This is a genomic window from Azospirillum sp. Marseille-Q6669, from assembly GCF_965111635.1.
This window is the reverse complement of record NZ_CBCOOP010000003.1, coordinates 1-15278: the sequence shown is the minus strand read 5'-3', so window position 1 is coordinate 15278 and position 15278 is coordinate 1. Positions and strand designations below refer to the sequence as shown.

The 15278-nt window shown below is 68.2% G+C and carries 16 protein-coding genes; 9 read left to right on the top strand and 7 right to left on the bottom strand.

What is annotated here, in order from left to right; genetic code table 11:
- Positions 1-72: 72 nt before the first annotated feature.
- Positions 73-477, bottom strand: coding sequence for a hypothetical protein (locus ACWPXE_RS17440; RefSeq protein WP_454018798.1), 405 nt, complete (start codon positions 475-477; stop codon positions 73-75).
- Positions 478-608: 131 nt separating this feature from the next.
- Positions 609-1448, bottom strand: coding sequence for a universal stress protein (locus ACWPXE_RS17435; protein WP_454018797.1), 840 nt, complete (start codon positions 1446-1448; stop codon positions 609-611).
- 458 nt (positions 1449-1906) lie between these two features.
- Between ACWPXE_RS17435 and ACWPXE_RS17430 the strand changes: the two genes are divergently transcribed.
- Complete coding sequence (locus tag ACWPXE_RS17430) at positions 1907-3655, top strand: putative bifunctional diguanylate cyclase/phosphodiesterase (protein ID WP_454018796.1); 1749 nt, start codon at positions 1907-1909, stop codon at positions 3653-3655.
- 50 nt (positions 3656-3705) lie between these two features.
- Here the strand turns inward: ACWPXE_RS17430 and ACWPXE_RS17425 are convergent, their stop codons facing one another.
- Complete coding sequence (locus ACWPXE_RS17425; RefSeq protein ID WP_454018795.1) at positions 3706-4341, bottom strand: glutathione S-transferase family protein; 636 nt, start codon at positions 4339-4341, stop codon at positions 3706-3708.
- Between the two features lie 208 nt (positions 4342-4549).
- Here ACWPXE_RS17425 and ACWPXE_RS17420 point away from each other — a divergent pair, with 208 nt between their 5' ends.
- A complete protein-coding gene (locus ACWPXE_RS17420; RefSeq protein ID WP_454018794.1) occupies positions 4550-5965 on the top strand; it encodes an aspartate aminotransferase family protein in 1416 nt (471 codons plus the stop codon).
- A 73-nt stretch (positions 5966-6038) separates the two neighbouring features.
- Here ACWPXE_RS17420 and ACWPXE_RS17415 read toward each other — a convergent pair whose 3' ends face one another.
- Both ACWPXE_RS17415 and ACWPXE_RS17410 read right to left on the bottom strand, forming a co-directional pair.
- Positions 6039-6476: a hypothetical protein gene (locus ACWPXE_RS17415; RefSeq protein WP_454018793.1), complete on the bottom strand. Its 438-nt coding sequence runs from the start codon at positions 6474-6476 to the stop codon at positions 6039-6041.
- Between the two features lie 41 nt (positions 6477-6517).
- Entirely contained in the window at positions 6518-6847 is a 330-nt protein-coding gene (locus tag ACWPXE_RS17410) for a hypothetical protein (protein WP_454018792.1), read from the bottom strand.
- A gap of 84 nt (positions 6848-6931) precedes the next feature.
- Between ACWPXE_RS17410 and hemA the strand changes: the two genes are divergently transcribed.
- The 3 genes from hemA to ACWPXE_RS17395 all read left to right on the top strand — a co-directional run bounded on the left by hemA (position 6932) and on the right by ACWPXE_RS17395 (position 9751).
- Positions 6932-8146, top strand: coding sequence for a 5-aminolevulinate synthase (hemA, locus tag ACWPXE_RS17405; RefSeq protein ID WP_454018791.1), 1215 nt, complete (start codon positions 6932-6934; stop codon positions 8144-8146).
- Positions 8147-8315: 169 nt separating this feature from the next.
- Positions 8316-8861 (top strand): hypothetical protein, encoded by a 546-nt coding sequence (locus ACWPXE_RS17400; RefSeq protein ID WP_149164193.1) that lies wholly within the window; start codon positions 8316-8318, stop codon positions 8859-8861.
- Between the two features lie 113 nt (positions 8862-8974).
- Entirely contained in the window at positions 8975-9751 is a 777-nt protein-coding gene (locus ACWPXE_RS17395; protein ID WP_149164192.1) for an Hpt domain-containing protein, read from the top strand.
- 221 nt (positions 9752-9972) lie between these two features.
- Here ACWPXE_RS17395 and ACWPXE_RS17390 read toward each other — a convergent pair whose 3' ends face one another.
- Entirely contained in the window at positions 9973-10710 is a 738-nt protein-coding gene (locus ACWPXE_RS17390) for an SDR family NAD(P)-dependent oxidoreductase (RefSeq protein WP_059399062.1), read from the bottom strand.
- A 142-nt stretch (positions 10711-10852) separates the two neighbouring features.
- Here ACWPXE_RS17390 and ACWPXE_RS17385 point away from each other — a divergent pair, with 142 nt between their 5' ends.
- Positions 10853-12028: a ChaN family lipoprotein gene (locus ACWPXE_RS17385; RefSeq protein ID WP_454018790.1), complete on the top strand. Its 1176-nt coding sequence runs from the start codon at positions 10853-10855 to the stop codon at positions 12026-12028.
- 20 nt (positions 12029-12048) lie between these two features.
- Here the strand turns inward: ACWPXE_RS17385 and ACWPXE_RS17380 are convergent, their stop codons facing one another.
- A complete protein-coding gene (locus tag ACWPXE_RS17380; RefSeq protein ID WP_454018789.1) occupies positions 12049-12633 on the bottom strand; it encodes an NUDIX domain-containing protein in 585 nt (194 codons plus the stop codon).
- Between the two features lie 176 nt (positions 12634-12809).
- On the opposite strand from ACWPXE_RS17380, the gene rmuC reads away from it, so the two are divergent.
- The 3 genes from rmuC to ACWPXE_RS17365 all read left to right on the top strand — a co-directional run bounded on the left by rmuC (position 12810) and on the right by ACWPXE_RS17365 (position 15050).
- Positions 12810-14300, top strand: a complete 1491-nt coding sequence (gene rmuC, locus ACWPXE_RS17375; RefSeq protein WP_454018788.1) for a DNA recombination protein RmuC — start codon at positions 12810-12812, stop codon at positions 14298-14300.
- Positions 14301-14501: 201 nt separating this feature from the next.
- Entirely contained in the window at positions 14502-14711 is a 210-nt protein-coding gene (locus ACWPXE_RS17370) for a cold-shock protein (RefSeq protein WP_014239340.1), read from the top strand.
- Between the two features lie 108 nt (positions 14712-14819).
- Complete coding sequence (locus ACWPXE_RS17365; protein WP_145674796.1) at positions 14820-15050, top strand: hypothetical protein; 231 nt, start codon at positions 14820-14822, stop codon at positions 15048-15050.
- The last annotated feature ends 228 nt before the right edge of the window (positions 15051-15278 follow it).

Below are 15278 nucleotides of genomic sequence, written 5' to 3'. Positions count from 1 at the left end.
TGCCGTTCCTGCGACACCCACTCCTTTCAGACAGGTCTTTTTAGACAGGAAGCCTCGAAGCGGACCGGCCCGTCACCAGCCCCGGCCCGACGACCAGCCGCCATAGAACTGCACGCTCGGCCCCGGATAGGGACGGGGCCCCCAATCGTTGCGCCAGGCGCGGTGGTGGTGGTGACGGGGCGGCGGTCCCCAATAGGGGGCCGGGGCGACCACGATGGGCGGCGGCGGGCGGTAGCCCGGCACGACGATCACCCGGCTTCCCGGCGGCGGCACGATCACCGAAGGACCGCCATAGGGAGAACCGCCATACCAGGAGCCGCGGTCACGCGGGCCATGCGCGTCCGCCGCCGTGGGAAGAACGGCCAGCGCCAGCGCACCGGCGATGCCCAGCACCGCCATGCGGGCCGCCGGACGGAACACCGCGGCCACGCCCGGAGGACGCATGCGGTGGAGGAACGTGGGGATCAGCGCGCTCATGCCGGCCTTCCTTCGCAGGTCCGGCGGCGCCCCTCGACCGAAGTCCGTCGGCCGAAGCCCGGCGCCGCCTCACTGGGATGAACAGGCGGCCCTGCCGGACTATTCCCGGACGGCCGTATGGCCGAATGGCCTCAATGGCTCATCAGGACCGGAACCGTCATGTGCTCCAGCATGTAGCGGGTCATGCCCCCCAGCACCTGTTCGCGCAGCCGCGAGCGGCCATAGGCGCCCATGACCAGAAGATCGCAGGATTCGTCGGCGACGGTGTTCAGCAGCGTGTCGCCCGGATCGATCTGGTCGGTCACGATGTGGGTGGCCTCCACACGGCAGCCGTGGCGCGACAGATGCTTGGCGATGTCGGCGCCCGGCTCGTCGCCGATGCCGGCAGGACCGGCCTTGGGGTTGACGGCCATCACCACCACGCGCTTGGCGGCGGTCAGGATGGGCATCGCGTCGGCCACCGCGCGGGCCGCTTCACGGCTGCCGTTCCAGGCCACCAGCACGCGCTCCCCGATGTGAGGGAAAGAGCCGGCGTAGGGCACGACCAGCAGCGGACGCCCGCATTCGAACACCAGATCCTGCGGCAGAGCGATCGGGCGATCACGGTCGCGGTGCGGGTCGGCCTGCCCGATCACCACCACGTCGGCGTAGCGCCCATGCAGCGCCGCGCTGTCCGTCGGGTGGCCATAGAGGATCCGCCATTCCGAGCGGTCGGTCAGGCCGTTGCGGCGCACCGCGTCGGTGAAGAGAGCCTCCGCCCTGGCGGTCTGGTTCTCGGTGTAGCCGCGCTGCATGGCGCGCACCTCGTCCGGCAGCTCCGCCTCGACATAGCCCGGCAGGGTCAGCGGAACGATGGGGTAGAGGCCGGTGATGTGGCTGTCGGTGCGCGCGGCCAGTTGGGCGGCGGCATCGATTCGCGCCGCAGCGGCGGCGGTGTCGTCGACGACCACCAGCAGATCCTTGAGTGCCATGGCGATTCTCCCTCGCTCGCGCGGGTGGGCGATCGTTGTGCACCACCTCTTCTCGCGCATTGGTCGAAATTATAGCCCGGCATGGCCCTCTCTGACGATGGTCAGAATAGGGAACGCTGGCATGACGCATCTGCGCGCGCCGCCGGTCCGATCGCCGGCCTAGGATTCGACCATTCGCGGCCTTTCGCAGCCCCGGCAACCTGCCGTGGTCCGGCACGGATCGGCACGCCGCCTCCGGCCCCGCCCGCCACCGATGCCGCAAAATCAATCACCGCCAATCGAAACATCAACCGTGATTTGCATGAATACCCGAGTATGAAGGTCGGTTCTGTCGTCGGGCAACTATAGTGGGGCGATGCTTTCCACCGTCTTCGGCGGCTTTGGTTTTGACGGGCAGGCATTCTTTCGCGTAAGTGTTGATCGTGGTTTTCCCAACGGTGTCTCGACCATTCCCGCCCATGAAGCCGGACCCTCACCTCGCCTCCCTTGCCGCAGCCCTGTCCGGCACCGCTTCCGGGGCTCCGGCGCTCGACACCCTGCGGCAGCTTCTCGACGTCATACCGGCGATGGTCGGCCTGCTCGACACGCAGCGGCGGCACCTCTACGCCAACCAGGCGTATCTGGACTATATGGGCCGCAAGCTGGACTCCCTCATCGGGACCACGGTGGGCGACATCCTCGGGCCGGAAACCCAGCGCAACAACAGCGCCGCGGTTGAGCGCGCGCTGGACGGCGAGACGGTGCAGGTGGAGGGCTGGCTTCCCCGATCCGGCGGCGGCAACGACTACGTGACGCGGGTGCACGCGCCCTACCGCGGCCCGGACGGCTCCATCGCCGGCTATTTCGTCATCATGCAGAACATGACGGAGCGGCGGCGCACCCAGGACGACCTCTTCCGGCTGGCCTACTACGACCCGGTGACCGGGCTGGCGAACCGGCTCCTGCTGGTCAAGCACATGGCCGATTTCCACGGCATGGGGGAACCCTTCACGCTGGTCATCGTGGATTTCGACCGCTTCGTCGACGTGCGCACCAGCCTGGGCCAGAGCTTCGCCAACGAGATCCTGACCGATGTCGCCACGCGGCTGAGCGTGCGGGCCGGTTCGGTGGACCTGATCGCCCGCATCAGCGACCACGCCTTCGCGCTGCTGATCGGCGGCACGCAGGACCCGCTGGCGGTGGAAGAGCGGCTGGCCACCATCGCGTCGCTGGTCCGCTCCGCCAAGACGGCGTCGGGCGCCTCGGTTTTCCTGTCGGCCAGCATCGGCGTTGCCGCCTCCTGCGACACCCACACCCGGCCCGAGGACGTGCTGCGCGACGCGGAGATCGCCACCGGCCGCGCCCGCGAGCAGGGCGGCGGGCGCCACGCCTGGTTCGACCCGGCCATGCACGCCCGCGTCGTCGAGCAGGTGCGGCTGGAGCACGACCTGCGCCGCGCCCTGGAGCGCGGCGAGGAGCTGTGGGTCGCCTACCAGCCAATCGTCGAGATGGTCACCGGCGGTCTGGCCGGATTCGAGGCTCTGGTGCGCTGGAACCATCCGGAGCGCGGCAACATCCCCCCCGGCGTCTTCATTCCAATCGCCGAGAGCACCGGCCTGATCGTCACGCTGGGCGCCTGGGTGCTGCGCGAGGCGTGCCGGCAGATCGCCGCATGGCAGGATCAGCGCCTGCCCGGCTCCGCCAACCTGTTCATGAGCATCAACCTGTCCACCCGCCAGTTGAACGACCCCGACATGGTCTCGCTGGTGCGCGACGTTCTGCGCGAAACAGGGGCCGAGCCGTCCTGGATCAAGCTGGAGATCACCGAAAGCGCGGTCATGGAAAAGGCCGAGCAGTCGATCCGCCTGCTGCAGACCCTGCGCGGGCTGGGCATCAAGATGTCCATCGACGATTTCGGCACCGGCTATTCGTCGCTGTCCTACCTGCACAAGCTGCCCATCGACAGCCTGAAGGTGGACCGCTCCTTCGTCATGGCCATGCACCAGTCGGAAGAGAACCGCGCCATCGTCCGCATCATCATGGATCTGGCGCGGCTTCTCGGCTTCGACGTCATCGCCGAGGGCATCGAGACGAGCGCCGACGCCAACCTGCTGCGCGCGCTGGCCTGCGACTATGGGCAGGGCTACCATTTCGCCCGTCCGATGCCCGCCGCCGACGCCGACCGGCTGGTCGGGGCCGAGCATCTTCCCTGGCAGGTGCCGCGCTGAGCGGCTGATGCCGCTCCGTTTTCAAGACGGAGCGGCATCGCTTTTTCCCTTCAATAATAGGGCGCGCCAAGCCCTTCGGCCTCGAATGCCGCCATGACCGCGGGCCGCTCCAGCACGCGGGCGAGGTAGGGGCCGAGGTTGGGCAGGCGGCGCGCCGGCGAGCCCATGAAGCGGGTCCAGCGGGCCAGCATGAACAGGTAGGGATCGACGGCGCTGTAGCGGTCGCCCAGGAACCACGCCTTATCACCCAGTTGACGGTCCAGCAGCGTGAAGCGCTCCAGCAGCCGCGCTTCCGCCATCGCCTTGACCGAGGCCTGCGCCTCCGCCCCTTCGGCGTGACGCTCCGGGTAGAAATAGACCAGCATGTCGGCCTGGACGGTGTTGGTCAGGAAGACCAGCCACTGGTAGAAATGCGCGCGCTCCGCCGTGCCGGGCGCGGGGGCCAGCCCGGCGGCCGGGTGCGAATCGGCCAGATGCAGGCAGATCGCTGCAGCCTCGAACAGCACCAGATCGCCGTCGACCAGCGTCGGCACCCGTCCGTTGGGGTTCAGCCGCAGATAGTCCGGCGCCTTGTGCGCGGCGGTGGCGCGGTCCAGCAGGACCAAGTCAAAGGACAGCCCGATCTCGCGCAGCAGGATGTGCGGGGCCATCGACGCGCTGCTCGGCATTCCATACAAGGTGATCATCGTTCCCCTTCTCTTCCGAAACTCCGGAGCTTGTGCAACGGGCCTGGGCGCCATGCAGGATGGGAATGCCCGCCCCACCCCCCGATTCTCCGGCTTTGTCAGGAGGGCCAACCATGCCTATGATCGGGAGCGCCGTTTAACATTTTCAACAGCGGCGAACCAGCATCGGCAACGACCGACTCCGGCAGCGAACACAGGGATAGAGATCATGACCGAACAGGGCGTCGCGGCGACTGAAAGTTCTGGGCCCGACAATCATGGCGCCGGAAACTCCGCCGCCAGCCGCGACAAGGCGTATTTCCTCCACCCCTACACCAACCTGCACGCGCACGAGACCCAGGGCCCGCTGATCATCGAGCGCGGCGAGGGCGTGCGAGTCTTCGACGACAGCGGCAAGGAATACATCGAGGGTCTCGCCAGCCTGTGGTGCGTGTCGCTGGGCTGGGGCGAGGAGCGTCTTGTCGAAGCCGCCACCCGCCAGATGCGCAAGCTGCCGACCTACCATGTGTTCGGCCACAAGAGCCACGAGCCGGGCATCGATCTGGCCGAGCGGCTGATCAAGCTGGCCCCGGTGCCGATGTCCAAGGTGTTCTTCGCCAACTCCGGGTCGGAGGCGAACGACACCGCCGTCAAGCTGGTCTGGTACTACAACAACGCGCTGGGCCGCCCGGAGAAGAAGAAGATCCTGTCTCGCGTGAAGGCCTATCACGGCGTCACCGTGGCGACGGCCAGCCTGACCGGCTTGGTGAACAACCACCGCGATTTCGACCTGCCGATCGCGCGCATTCAGCACACCGACTGCCCGCACCACTACCGCTTCGCCGAGCCGGGCGAGAGCGAGGAGGCCTTCGCGACCCGTCTGGCGGAAAGCCTGGAGGCGCTGATCCTGGCCGAGGGGCCGGAGACCATCGCCGCCATGTTCGCCGAGCCGGTGATGGGGGCCGGCGGCGTCATCGTTCCGCCCGCGACCTACTTCGCGAAGATCCAGCCGATCCTGAAGAAGTACGACATCCTCCTGGTCGCCGATGAGGTGATCTGCGGCTTCGGGCGCACCGGCAATTTCTGGGGCAGCCAGACCATGGGCATGCAGCCGGACATCATAACCTGCGCCAAGCAGCTGTCCTCCGGCTATCTGCCGATCTCCGCCGTGATGGTGTCGGACGCGGTCTACCGGGCCTGCGTCGAGGAGAGCAAGATGATCGGCACCTTCGGCCACGGCTACACCTACTCCGCCCATCCGGTGGCGGCGGCGGTCGCGATCGAGACGCTGAAAATCTACGAGGAGCGGGACCTGATCGGCCATGTCCGCGCCGTCGCCCCGCTGTTCCAGCGCCGGCTGAAGGCCCTGGCCGACCATCCGCTGGTCGGCGAGGCGCGCGGCGTCGGGCTGATCGGCGCCCTCGAACTGGTCGCCGACAAGGAGACCAAGACCCCGTTCGATCCGGTGGGCCGGGCCGGCGCCGTCGTGAACGGGCTGAGCCAGGAGAACGGCCTGATCATCCGCGCTATGGGCGACAGCGTGGCGGTCTGCCCGCCGCTGGTCATCGGCGAGGAGGACATCAACCTGATGTTCGACCTCCTGACCACCGCGCTGGACGCCGCGATCCCCGTCCTGCGCGGGTAACGGCCGGTTCCGCGACGAGAAAGGGCCGCCCCGCCATCCGGCGCGGGCGGCCCTTTTCATTCGATGAGAGGCGTCAGGACCGGGCGGTGTTGATGACGTGCGACGAGACCGGCACGCCCGCCGCCGCCGCGTCGCGGATCAGCGCGTCGGCGGTCGGCCAGACCATGCGCCCGTCCAACTGCACCAGCGTGTCCTCGCGCACGGCTATGTAGCCGCCCACGCTCGCCATATAGATCAGCCGCGCCAGACGCTCCGGCCGCGGCGCGGGCTCCACCGGCTGGGCCACCGCCTCGGCGCGGGCCGGGGACGGCCCCGCGGGACGCCGCGGCAGAGACGGCGCCGGGGAGACCGCCGGGGAGACCGCCGGGGAGACCGCCGGGGAGACCATTGCGGCGGGGGCCGGACGGAAGGGGATGACCTTGCTGCCGCCGGGACCGGTGGCACCATGGCTCAATTCCGGGCCGGACATTCGCCGGCCACGCGCGCTGTCGAACGTCAGAACGGCACTCATCGCACGACACTCCCCATCAACGGCTTGACGAACCCTCTCACTTACTCCCTGTCTTCGTCCATACGACCTTGTTCGTAAAATAATAAGACAATGGTATTCGGCATAATCGGACAGGATATACTTTGATCTTTGCTGTCCGTTATATGTTGATAATATTCACGTTCACTTGCGATCATCAACGAAATGCAGGGACGAAAGGGTGTTTCACAGCCTCGGCAACAGCGCGACGGGTGACGAACATGAATCGCCCCGCGCGGACGATCGTCCATAGGTCGAATGGCCCCGCGGCGGCGGATCGGCGAGAATTGCCTCCTTGCCGGGCAGACCTTTTGACCTCGGTCAATGCCGGGTGGCAACACGGCAACGATCATGCCATCTTCCTAACGTGCTAGGCCCGGTGGCTGGACCGCCCGGACGGCACCCGCCCCTTCGGATGAATGCGAACGGAACGCGCGATGGATTACGAGAGCTTTTTCCGCACCCAGATCGCCAGCCTGAAACAGGATGGCCGCTACCGGGTCTTCGCCAACCTCGAACGGCAAGCGGGGAACTTTCCGAAAGCCACCTTCCGCGACGCCGCCGGGAAGGAGCGGGAGGTCACCGTCTGGTGCTCCAACGACTATCTGGGCATGGGCCAGAACCCGGTCGTCCTGAAGGCGATGCACGACGCCATCGACGGGGTGGGTGCGGGTGCGGGCGGCACGCGCAACATCTCCGGCACCAACATCTACCACGTGCTGCTGGAGCGCGAGCTGGCCGACCTCCACCGGAAGGAGGCGGCTCTGCTGTTCACCTCCGGCTACGTGTCCAACGACGCGACGCTGGGGACGCTGGGCAAGCTGCTGCCCAACTGCGTGATCCTGTCCGACGCGCTGAACCACAATTCGATGATCACCGGCATCCGCAACAGCGGCGCCGAGAAGCACATCTTCCGCCACAACGACCCCAGGCACCTGGACGAGCTGCTCTCGCAGATCGCCCCGGACCGCCCGAAGGTCGTGGCCTTCGAGAGCGTCTATTCCATGGACGGCGACGTCGCCCCGATCCATGACCTGTGCGACGTCGCCGACAAGCACGGCGCCATGACCTATCTGGACGAGGTGCACGCGGTCGGCATGTACGGCCCGCGCGGCGGCGGCGTGGCGGAGCGCGACGGCGCCATGGACCGGCTGACCATCATCGAGGGCACGCTGGGCAAGGCGTTCGGCGTCCAGGGCGGCTACATCACCGGCTCCACCGCGCTGGTCGACTGCATCCGCAGCTTCGCCGCCGGCTTCATCTTCTCAACCTCCCTGTCGCCGGTTCTCGCCGCCGGAGCGCTGGCCAGCATCCGCTACCTGAAGACCAGCCAGAGCGAGCGCGACCGGCACCAGGAGCGCGCGGCGACGCTGAAGCGGCTGATGGCCGAGGCCGGCCTGCCGGTGATGCCGTCGGCCAGCCACATCGTTCCGGTGATGGTCGGCGACGCCCACCGCTGCAAGCGCGCCTCGGACGAGCTGATGGAACGCCACGACATCTACGTCCAGCCGATCAACTACCCGACCGTGCCGCGCGGCGGCGAGCGCCTGCGCTTCACCCCCACCCCGCTGCACAGCGACGCCGAGATGGCGCGCCTCGTCGACGCCCTGCTCGACGTGTGGAGCCGCCTGGACCTGCGTCTGGCGGCGTAAGCCCCACAGCACCCCTCCTCCAGGGAGGAGGGGATTCGGTGATCTCCCGGCGATGATGGCATCGGCGCTCTGGACTTGTGGGCCGGAGCGCCTTACCTTTAGACGTATCTGAGAACGTTTCGCAACGTTCGGTCCGTAAACGTCGACAGCCACCGCCCAGGGGTTCGCCATGTATCGTGACAACTCGCTGATGCCGAAGGAGGCCGTGCGCCTCGCCGTCCTGGGCACGCTGATCCAGAACGGGCCGCAGCGTTACGCCGAACTGGCCGGCGCGCTCCGCCATTTCCTCGACCGCATCGTCGGCCCGTCGCTCGACCTCATGGGCACGTCGCTGGAGATGCTGCGCTACGAGGGGCTGATCGAGGCGCTGGACGGCACCGGCATGGAGGACAACGCCCTGCTCGGCGCGACCGAGGCCGGACGGGCGGAATTCGACACGCTGATGCGCGCCAACGTGCGCGCGCCTTCGGCGGACGGGCTGAACAAGCTGGTCATCGCGCTGAAGCTGCGCTTCCTGCACCTGCTGGACGTCGAGTCGCAGCGCGACCAGATCGACCACCTCGCCTCCCTGTGCGAGACGGAGCTGGCCCGGCTGGGCGACCTGAAGCGGGCGAGTGCGGGAACCGACGGCCATTTCGCCGAATGGCTGGAGCACGACATCGCCCAGGCCGAAGAGCGGCTGAACTGGTTCAACAATCTCCTGTCGCGGTTGTGATCGGCGCGGCGTTTTAGCCGCCTTTCATGCCAACATTTGTTCCGCGTTAGGGTTCTGGTGTAACTTTCGGGGCCATACTGCCTAACCCGAAAGCATAGTCAGGACCCTCTCCCATGGCTTCCAACCTGTCGCCCGACGATCTTGAAGACCGCCTGCGCGTCGAATTCATGGACGACGCCCGCGACCGGCTGGAAGTGATGAACGCCGCTCTGGAAGGCTTGTCCAAGGGCACGCGGGAGGAAAGCGCGGTCATCGGCGTGCTCCGGCTGGAGGCCCACAACTTCAAGGGCATGGGCACCAGCTTCGGCTACCCCACCGTCAGCCTCGTCGCGCACCGCCTGGAGGATTACCTGTCCGGCCTGAAACGGCTGGAACAGCGCGAGTTGAACGACGCGCAGACCTTCGTGGACCGGATCGCCGAGCTGGTGGACCGCGCCGAGCAGCCGCAGGTTGCGGAGACCAACCGGATCATCCGCGCCCTGCCGGTGCGCTACCAGTTCGAGATCACCGACATCCAGATCAGCAACGTCGAGATCATGCTGGTCACCCCGTCCAAGGTCGTCGCCAAGAAGGTGGGCGGAGAGCTGGCAGCCTGCGGCTTCCGCACGGTGACGGTCAGCGACCCCATCGAGTCGATCAGCCTCGCTGTGCGCGTCCCGCCGGACATGCTGATCGCGTCGATGGTGATGGACGGCCTGTCCGGCCTGGACCTGATCCGCGGCCTGCGTGCGATGAGCGTCACGCACAATGTGCCGATGGCGCTGCTGACCTCGATGAGCCTGGACAACCCGGCCCTGAAGGAAATCCCGCACGGCGTCTCGGTCATCCGCGTCGGTGAGCATTTCGGCGACGACTTCGCGGCGGTGGTGGCGAAGCACAACCTCGGCTGAGGTGGCTGAACACCGTTGCGGGCAAAATGACTTCACGGATTTCGCGGATTTAGAGCACGGATTACACGGATTTTTCTTTGATGCTCGCCCAGTAGTGGCTTGTCGAGGAGCCCTTGCTGAGCAAGCGATCTAAAAAATCCGTGAAATCCGTGAAAAGATCGGTGAAATCCGTGTGAATCTTGTGATCCCAGTCCGTCACTCGCAACGGGCAACCACCCGCCTCAATACAGGTGCTGCCCGCCGGTGATGAACATCTCCGTTCCGGTAACGTAGCCCGAGTCGGGACCGCACAGGTAGAAGACCACCGCCGCCACATCCTCCGGCGTGCCCATGCGCTTCAGCGGAATGCGCGGGATCAGCACGTCATATTCCGGCCCGGTCATGGCGGTCTCGATCTCGCCCGGCGCCACGGCGTTGACGCGCACGCCGATCTCGGCGAACTCCACAGCCATCTCACGGGTCAGGCCGGACAGCGCCGCCTTGGAGGTCGAATAGGCCGACCCCGCGAAGGGGTGCACCGAATGGCCGGCGATGGAGGTCACGTTGACGATCGCTCCCTTCGCCCGCGACAGCGGCGCCGCGAAGCCGCGGGCCAGCACCAGCGGAGCGAAGAAGTTCAGCTCGAACACCCGGTGCCATCCTTCGATGGCCCCGTTCAGGCAGCCGAGACGCTCCTTGATCGGCGTCTTGGGCGAAATGCCGGCGTTGTTGATCAACGCGTGCAGCGGCCCGCCGTCCAACGCCCGGTTGGCCTCCTCCAGGAAACGGGCGCGGCTGTCCGGATCGGACAGGTCCGTCGGGATGTGGTGGGTCCAGTTCGGATCGCGCCGGCAATGGTCCGGCACCTCCTCACGGGAACAGGAAATGACCCGCCAGCCCTCGGCGCTGAAGCGCTGCACGGTGGCGTGGCCAATGCCCCGGCTCGCGCCGGTCAGAATGACGGTTTTACGGTGCGGCATGATGTCCGAGGATACCCCGCTTCGCCGCACCGCGCCAGCGCGGCCGTTGCCGGTCAGACCATGCACCGTTGACGGGCGCACCCCACCGCCCAACCTTCAGCCTGAGGCCAACCGTTTCACCGACTCCAGGAGGACCGCCGACGTGCTCCCCCGTTTGATGGCCGTCCTTCTGCTCTCCGGCAGCCTGTTGGCCGGCCTGGGTGACGTCACCGCGGCGAAGGCCGCCGCCCAGACCAATGTCTGCGTGCCGCCCGGCGGCTGGTCCGACGCCACCGCCCGCCCGCTGAACGCCGCCGATTTGCTGCGCCGCGCCGCGGCCTCGCCAGCCGTGCTGCTGGGAGAGCGGCACGACAACGCCGACCACCACCGCTGGCAACTGCACAGCCTGGCGGCGCTGCACGCGCTGAACCCCGATCTGGCGGTCGGCATGGAGATGTTCCCGCGCAGCGTCCAGCCGGTCCTCGACCGCTGGAGTGCCGGGCAGCTGACCGAGGCGGAGCTGCTGCGCGAGACCAACTGGCCGAAGGTCTGGGGCTACGACGCGCGCTTCTACCTGCCGATCCTGCATTTCGCGCGGATGAACCGGCTGCCGGTGGTCGCGCTGAACGTCGACCGCGGGCTGGTCAGCCGCACCGCGCGTGATGGCTGGGCCGCCATTCCCGCCAACGAACGGGAAGGCGTGGGCGACCCGGCCCCTCCTCCCGCCTCCTACACCGAGCGGCTGCGCCAAGTGATGGCCGCCCACGGCCCGACCGAGCGGCGCTCCGGCAGCTTCGAGCGATTCGTCGAGGCGCAATCCGTCTGGGACCGCGCCATGGCCGAGCGGATCGCCGAGACCCACCGCCAGACCAACCGCACCGTCGTCGCCATCCTGGGCCAAGGGCACATCGAAGGCCGCGACGGCGTCCCCCACCAGCTGGCCGACCTGGGCATCCGGCACAGCGTCGTCCTGCTGCCCTGGGACGAGGATCGCCCCTGCGCCGAGCTGGACGGGCGGATCGCCGACGCGGTCTACGGGCTGGGCGAGAGCGAGGCGCCGGCCGAGACGCCCCGCCCCCGGCTGGGCGTGATGCTTGAGCCAGGAACCGAGGGGGTGCGCGTGCGCTCCGTCACCGAGGGCAGCGTCGCCGCCGCCGCCGGCCTGACGGCGGGCGACCTCGTGGTCGCCGCGGCGGGGTCCCCGGTCCGCGAAGCCTCCGACCTGACGGCGGTGGTGCAGCGCCAAGCCCCCGGCACCTGGCTGCCGCTGACCGTCAAGCGCGAGCAGGGCACGGCGGAGCTGGTGGCGAAGTTCCCCGCCTCGCCCGCGGTGGAATAACGGGGCGGAGTGATCGGGAGCTAGAGCATTCGCTCCCACTGCGCCAAAACGTCCGGCGTGGGGTTCATCGCCGGGGCGAAGTCCTGGCGGCCCAGCCGCGACCGGTGTTCGCGCAAGGCCCACTGGACGGTCGGGAAGGCCAGATCGTCCCAGGGAATCTCCTCCCAGCGGAACAGCCCGACCTCCTGGCTCTCCGGCCCGGCGGACACGTCCGGCGACAGCAGGCGGGCGCGGAAAATGAGCTGCACCTGGCTGATGCGCGAGATGTCGTAGACGGCCAACAGCGAGTCGATGGCGATCCTGGCCCGCGCCTCCTCCCACGCCTCGCGGGCAGCGCCCTCCATGGTGCTTTCCCGCTCCTCCATGAAGCCGGCGGGCAGCGTCCAATAGCCTTTGCGCGGTTCGATGGCGCGGCGGCACAGCAGGATGCGGTCCTCCCACGTCGCCACCGACCCGACGACGATCAGCGGGTTCTGGTAGGCGATGTAGCCGCAGTCCGGACAGGTCAGCCGCTCGCGATCCTCGCCGGGCGGAATGGTGCGGACGCGGGGACCCTTGAGGGGGCCGGGAGGGAAACCGGAGGGGGAGGACGGATCGTCGGGCATCCGTCGGATATGGCGCAGACGGCGACGGCGGGCAAGCCCGCTTCACCGACCCGCATCGCAGGCGGAACGGAGCCGCGGAGAGGGTTCTTCTTTGTTCATTGCCCGTTCTCTTTCCTGATTCGTTCCTGTAGTCTCGCCGGTGGTCTCGGCATTTGCAGCGATCTTCGGGGAATTTCATGCAGTTCGCGTTCGACGCACAGTCGGTGGCTCTCGGCGGCCTTGCCGGCGCCCTTCTCGGGGCGATCCTCGCCGGCATGATCGTGCGCCTCTACGCCGCACGCGCCGAGGCGGAGGCCGCCGCCATCCACGCCGAACTGGTCACCCGGCTCGACGTCGCCGAGCGAATCGAGGGCGACCTGCGGGAGGAGGTGGAAGCCCGCGACCACCAGATCACCCGGCTGAACGGCGAGCTGTCCGCCGCCCGCGAACGGCAGGCGGAGCTGTCCACGACGCTGGCCCGCGAGCGCGCGTCGGCGGCGGAGAAGCTGGCTCTCCTGGAGCGCGCGCAGGCCACCCTGTCCGACAGCTTCAAGGCCCTGTCGGCCGAAGCCCTGCGCTCCAACAACCAGAGCTTCCTCGACCTCGCCAAGGAGACGCTGACGACCTTCCAGGAGCAGGCGCGCGGCGACCTGGAGAAGCGGCAGACCGCCATCGCCGACATCGTCGCCCCGGTCCGCCAGTCGCTGGAACGCATGGACGGCCAGATCCAGGAGATGGAGCGCAGCCGCGCCGGCGCCTACGAGGGGCTGAAGCAGCAGGTGCTGTCGCTGGTGGAGACCCAGGCCCAGCTCCGCGCGGAGACCGGCAACCTCGTCCGCGCCCTGCGCAGCCCGGTGGCCCGCGGGCGCTGGGGCGAGATCCAGCTCCGCCGGGTCTGCGAGATGGCCGGGATGCTCGACCATTGCGACTTCGTGGAGCAGATGAGCGTGGAGGCCACCGGCGGGCGGCTGCGCCCCGACCTCGTGGTCAAGCTGCCCGGCGGCAAGACCATCGTGGTGGACGCCAAGACGCCGCTGGAGGGCTATCTCGACGGGGTGCAGGCCGCCGACGACGGCGCCCGCCGCGACGGGTTGTCGCGCCACGCCCGCCATGTGCGGGAGCATATGAAGCAGCTCGGCACCAAGGCCTATTGGGACCAGTTCGCGGATTCGCCGGAATTCGTCGTGCTGTTCCTGCCCGGCGAGAACTTCTTCTCCGCGGCGCTGGAGCACGACCCGGCGCTGATCGAGGCGGGCATCGACCACCGGGTGATCCTCGCCACCCCGACGACGCTGATCGCGCTGCTGCGCGCCGTCGCCTACGGCTGGCGGCAGGAGCGGCTGACCGACAGCGCCCGCGAGATCAGCGCCTTGGGCGCCGAGCTTTACAAGCGCCTGCACGACCTGGGCGGCCACATGGAGCGGTTGGGCGGGCAGCTCGAAAAGGCCGTGGGCAGCTACAACGGGGCGGTCGGCAGCCTGGAGTCCCGCGTCCTGGTCACCGCCCGACGCTTCCGCGATCTCCACGCCACCCCGGACAGCGCCGAGGAGATTCCCCTGCTGGAACCGCTGGACCACGCACCACGCCCGCTCCAGGCGCCGGAGCTTCGCGCGGCCGAGCCCCGGGCAACGGAATTGAGGGCAACAGAATTGAGGGCGGCGGAACTGCGAGCGGCAGCCAGGGCGTAGGGCTGAAGTCTGCAACCCAGATTTGCCCGTCTTGTTTCGCCTTGCAAAGGAGGGGAGCGGTCCCAATTTCCCTCCTGTCATTCTGCTTCGGACTGCCGGCCTGCTACGCCTTCGGGTGCCCAGATCGTCGCTATGCCTGGACACAGTCTGATGCGCCGCACCGGCCGATGCGGCGCCTTTCATACTAATCGGAGAGCAATCATGCCCGTCGGTACCGTCAAGTGGTTCAACAGCACCAAGGGTTATGGCTTCATTCAGCCGGACAACGGTGGTGCGGACGTTTTCGTCCACATCTCCGCGGTTGAGCGCGCGGGTCTGCGCAGCCTGAACGAAGGCCAGAAGGTGTCCTACGAGGAGCAGCGCGATCCGAAGCGCGGCAAGACCTCGGCGGAGAACCTGAAGGCCGTCTGAGCCACGTCTCACGGCACGGCATCGGAGGGGGCACCGGGAAACCGGTGCCCTTTTCCGTTGCGCGCTTTTCCTCTACAAGCACCCCCCTGACGTTCGGAGTTTCCCCCCATGGCCAAGACCAAGAAGAAGCAGCCGGTGGACAGCGCCTACGTGCTGTTCGACGTTCTGTACGAAGACGGCGCCCGCACCTCCAACCGCAAGGTTCCCGGCACGCTGGTCGGCGGCCTGGACGGCGACGAGCCGGCCCGCGGCTTCATCGAGGAGCAGGACCGCAAGATCGCCGAGATGTCCGGCAATCCCCGCGGCCCCATCAAGTCGATCACCCGCTCGCCCCTCTGAGGCGCGGCCGTCCCGATGGGATCGGCGGGGGCGCGCCGCCGGCGGGGGGCGGGGGCGGGGGCGCGGGGGGCGAGGGGCGCGGCCGCCCCCGGGGCGGGGGGGGGGGGGGGGGGGCGCCCCCCGGGTTCGCGCGGCGCGGCGCGGGCAACCCGCCGCAGCTCGGCGCGGGCGCCACCCGCATCGGGGAAACCCTCGGCTGGGTGCCGAAGCACGGCGATCTGGGGGTGG

Bases quoted from the DNA above. Each gene is read 5' to 3' on its own strand.
- ACWPXE_RS17440 (WP_454018798.1), bottom strand. From the start codon at position 477: ATGAGCGCGCTGATCCCCACGTTCCTCCACCGCATGCGTCCTCCGGGC.
- ACWPXE_RS17435 (WP_454018797.1), bottom strand. From the start codon at position 1,448: ATGGCACTCAAGGATCTGCTGGTGGTCGTCGACGACACCGCCGCCGCT.
- ACWPXE_RS17430 (WP_454018796.1), top strand. From the start codon at position 1,907: ATGAAGCCGGACCCTCACCTCGCCTCCCTTGCCGCAGCCCTGTCCGGC.
- ACWPXE_RS17425 (WP_454018795.1), bottom strand. From the start codon at position 4,341: ATGATCACCTTGTATGGAATGCCGAGCAGCGCGTCGATGGCCCCGCAC.
- ACWPXE_RS17420 (WP_454018794.1), top strand. From the start codon at position 4,550: ATGACCGAACAGGGCGTCGCGGCGACTGAAAGTTCTGGGCCCGACAAT.
- ACWPXE_RS17415 (WP_454018793.1), bottom strand. From the start codon at position 6,476: ATGAGTGCCGTTCTGACGTTCGACAGCGCGCGTGGCCGGCGAATGTCC.
- ACWPXE_RS17410 (WP_454018792.1), bottom strand. From the start codon at position 6,847: ATGATCGTTGCCGTGTTGCCACCCGGCATTGACCGAGGTCAAAAGGTC.
- hemA (WP_454018791.1), top strand. From the start codon at position 6,932: ATGGATTACGAGAGCTTTTTCCGCACCCAGATCGCCAGCCTGAAACAG.
- ACWPXE_RS17400 (WP_149164193.1), top strand. From the start codon at position 8,316: ATGTATCGTGACAACTCGCTGATGCCGAAGGAGGCCGTGCGCCTCGCC.
- ACWPXE_RS17395 (WP_149164192.1), top strand. From the start codon at position 8,975: ATGGCTTCCAACCTGTCGCCCGACGATCTTGAAGACCGCCTGCGCGTC.
- ACWPXE_RS17390 (WP_059399062.1), bottom strand. From the start codon at position 10,710: ATGCCGCACCGTAAAACCGTCATTCTGACCGGCGCGAGCCGGGGCATT.
- ACWPXE_RS17380 (WP_454018789.1), bottom strand. From the start codon at position 12,633: ATGCCCGACGATCCGTCCTCCCCCTCCGGTTTCCCTCCCGGCCCCCTC.
- rmuC (WP_454018788.1), top strand. From the start codon at position 12,810: ATGCAGTTCGCGTTCGACGCACAGTCGGTGGCTCTCGGCGGCCTTGCC.
- ACWPXE_RS17370 (WP_014239340.1), top strand. From the start codon at position 14,502: ATGCCCGTCGGTACCGTCAAGTGGTTCAACAGCACCAAGGGTTATGGC.
- ACWPXE_RS17365 (WP_145674796.1), top strand. From the start codon at position 14,820: ATGGCCAAGACCAAGAAGAAGCAGCCGGTGGACAGCGCCTACGTGCTG.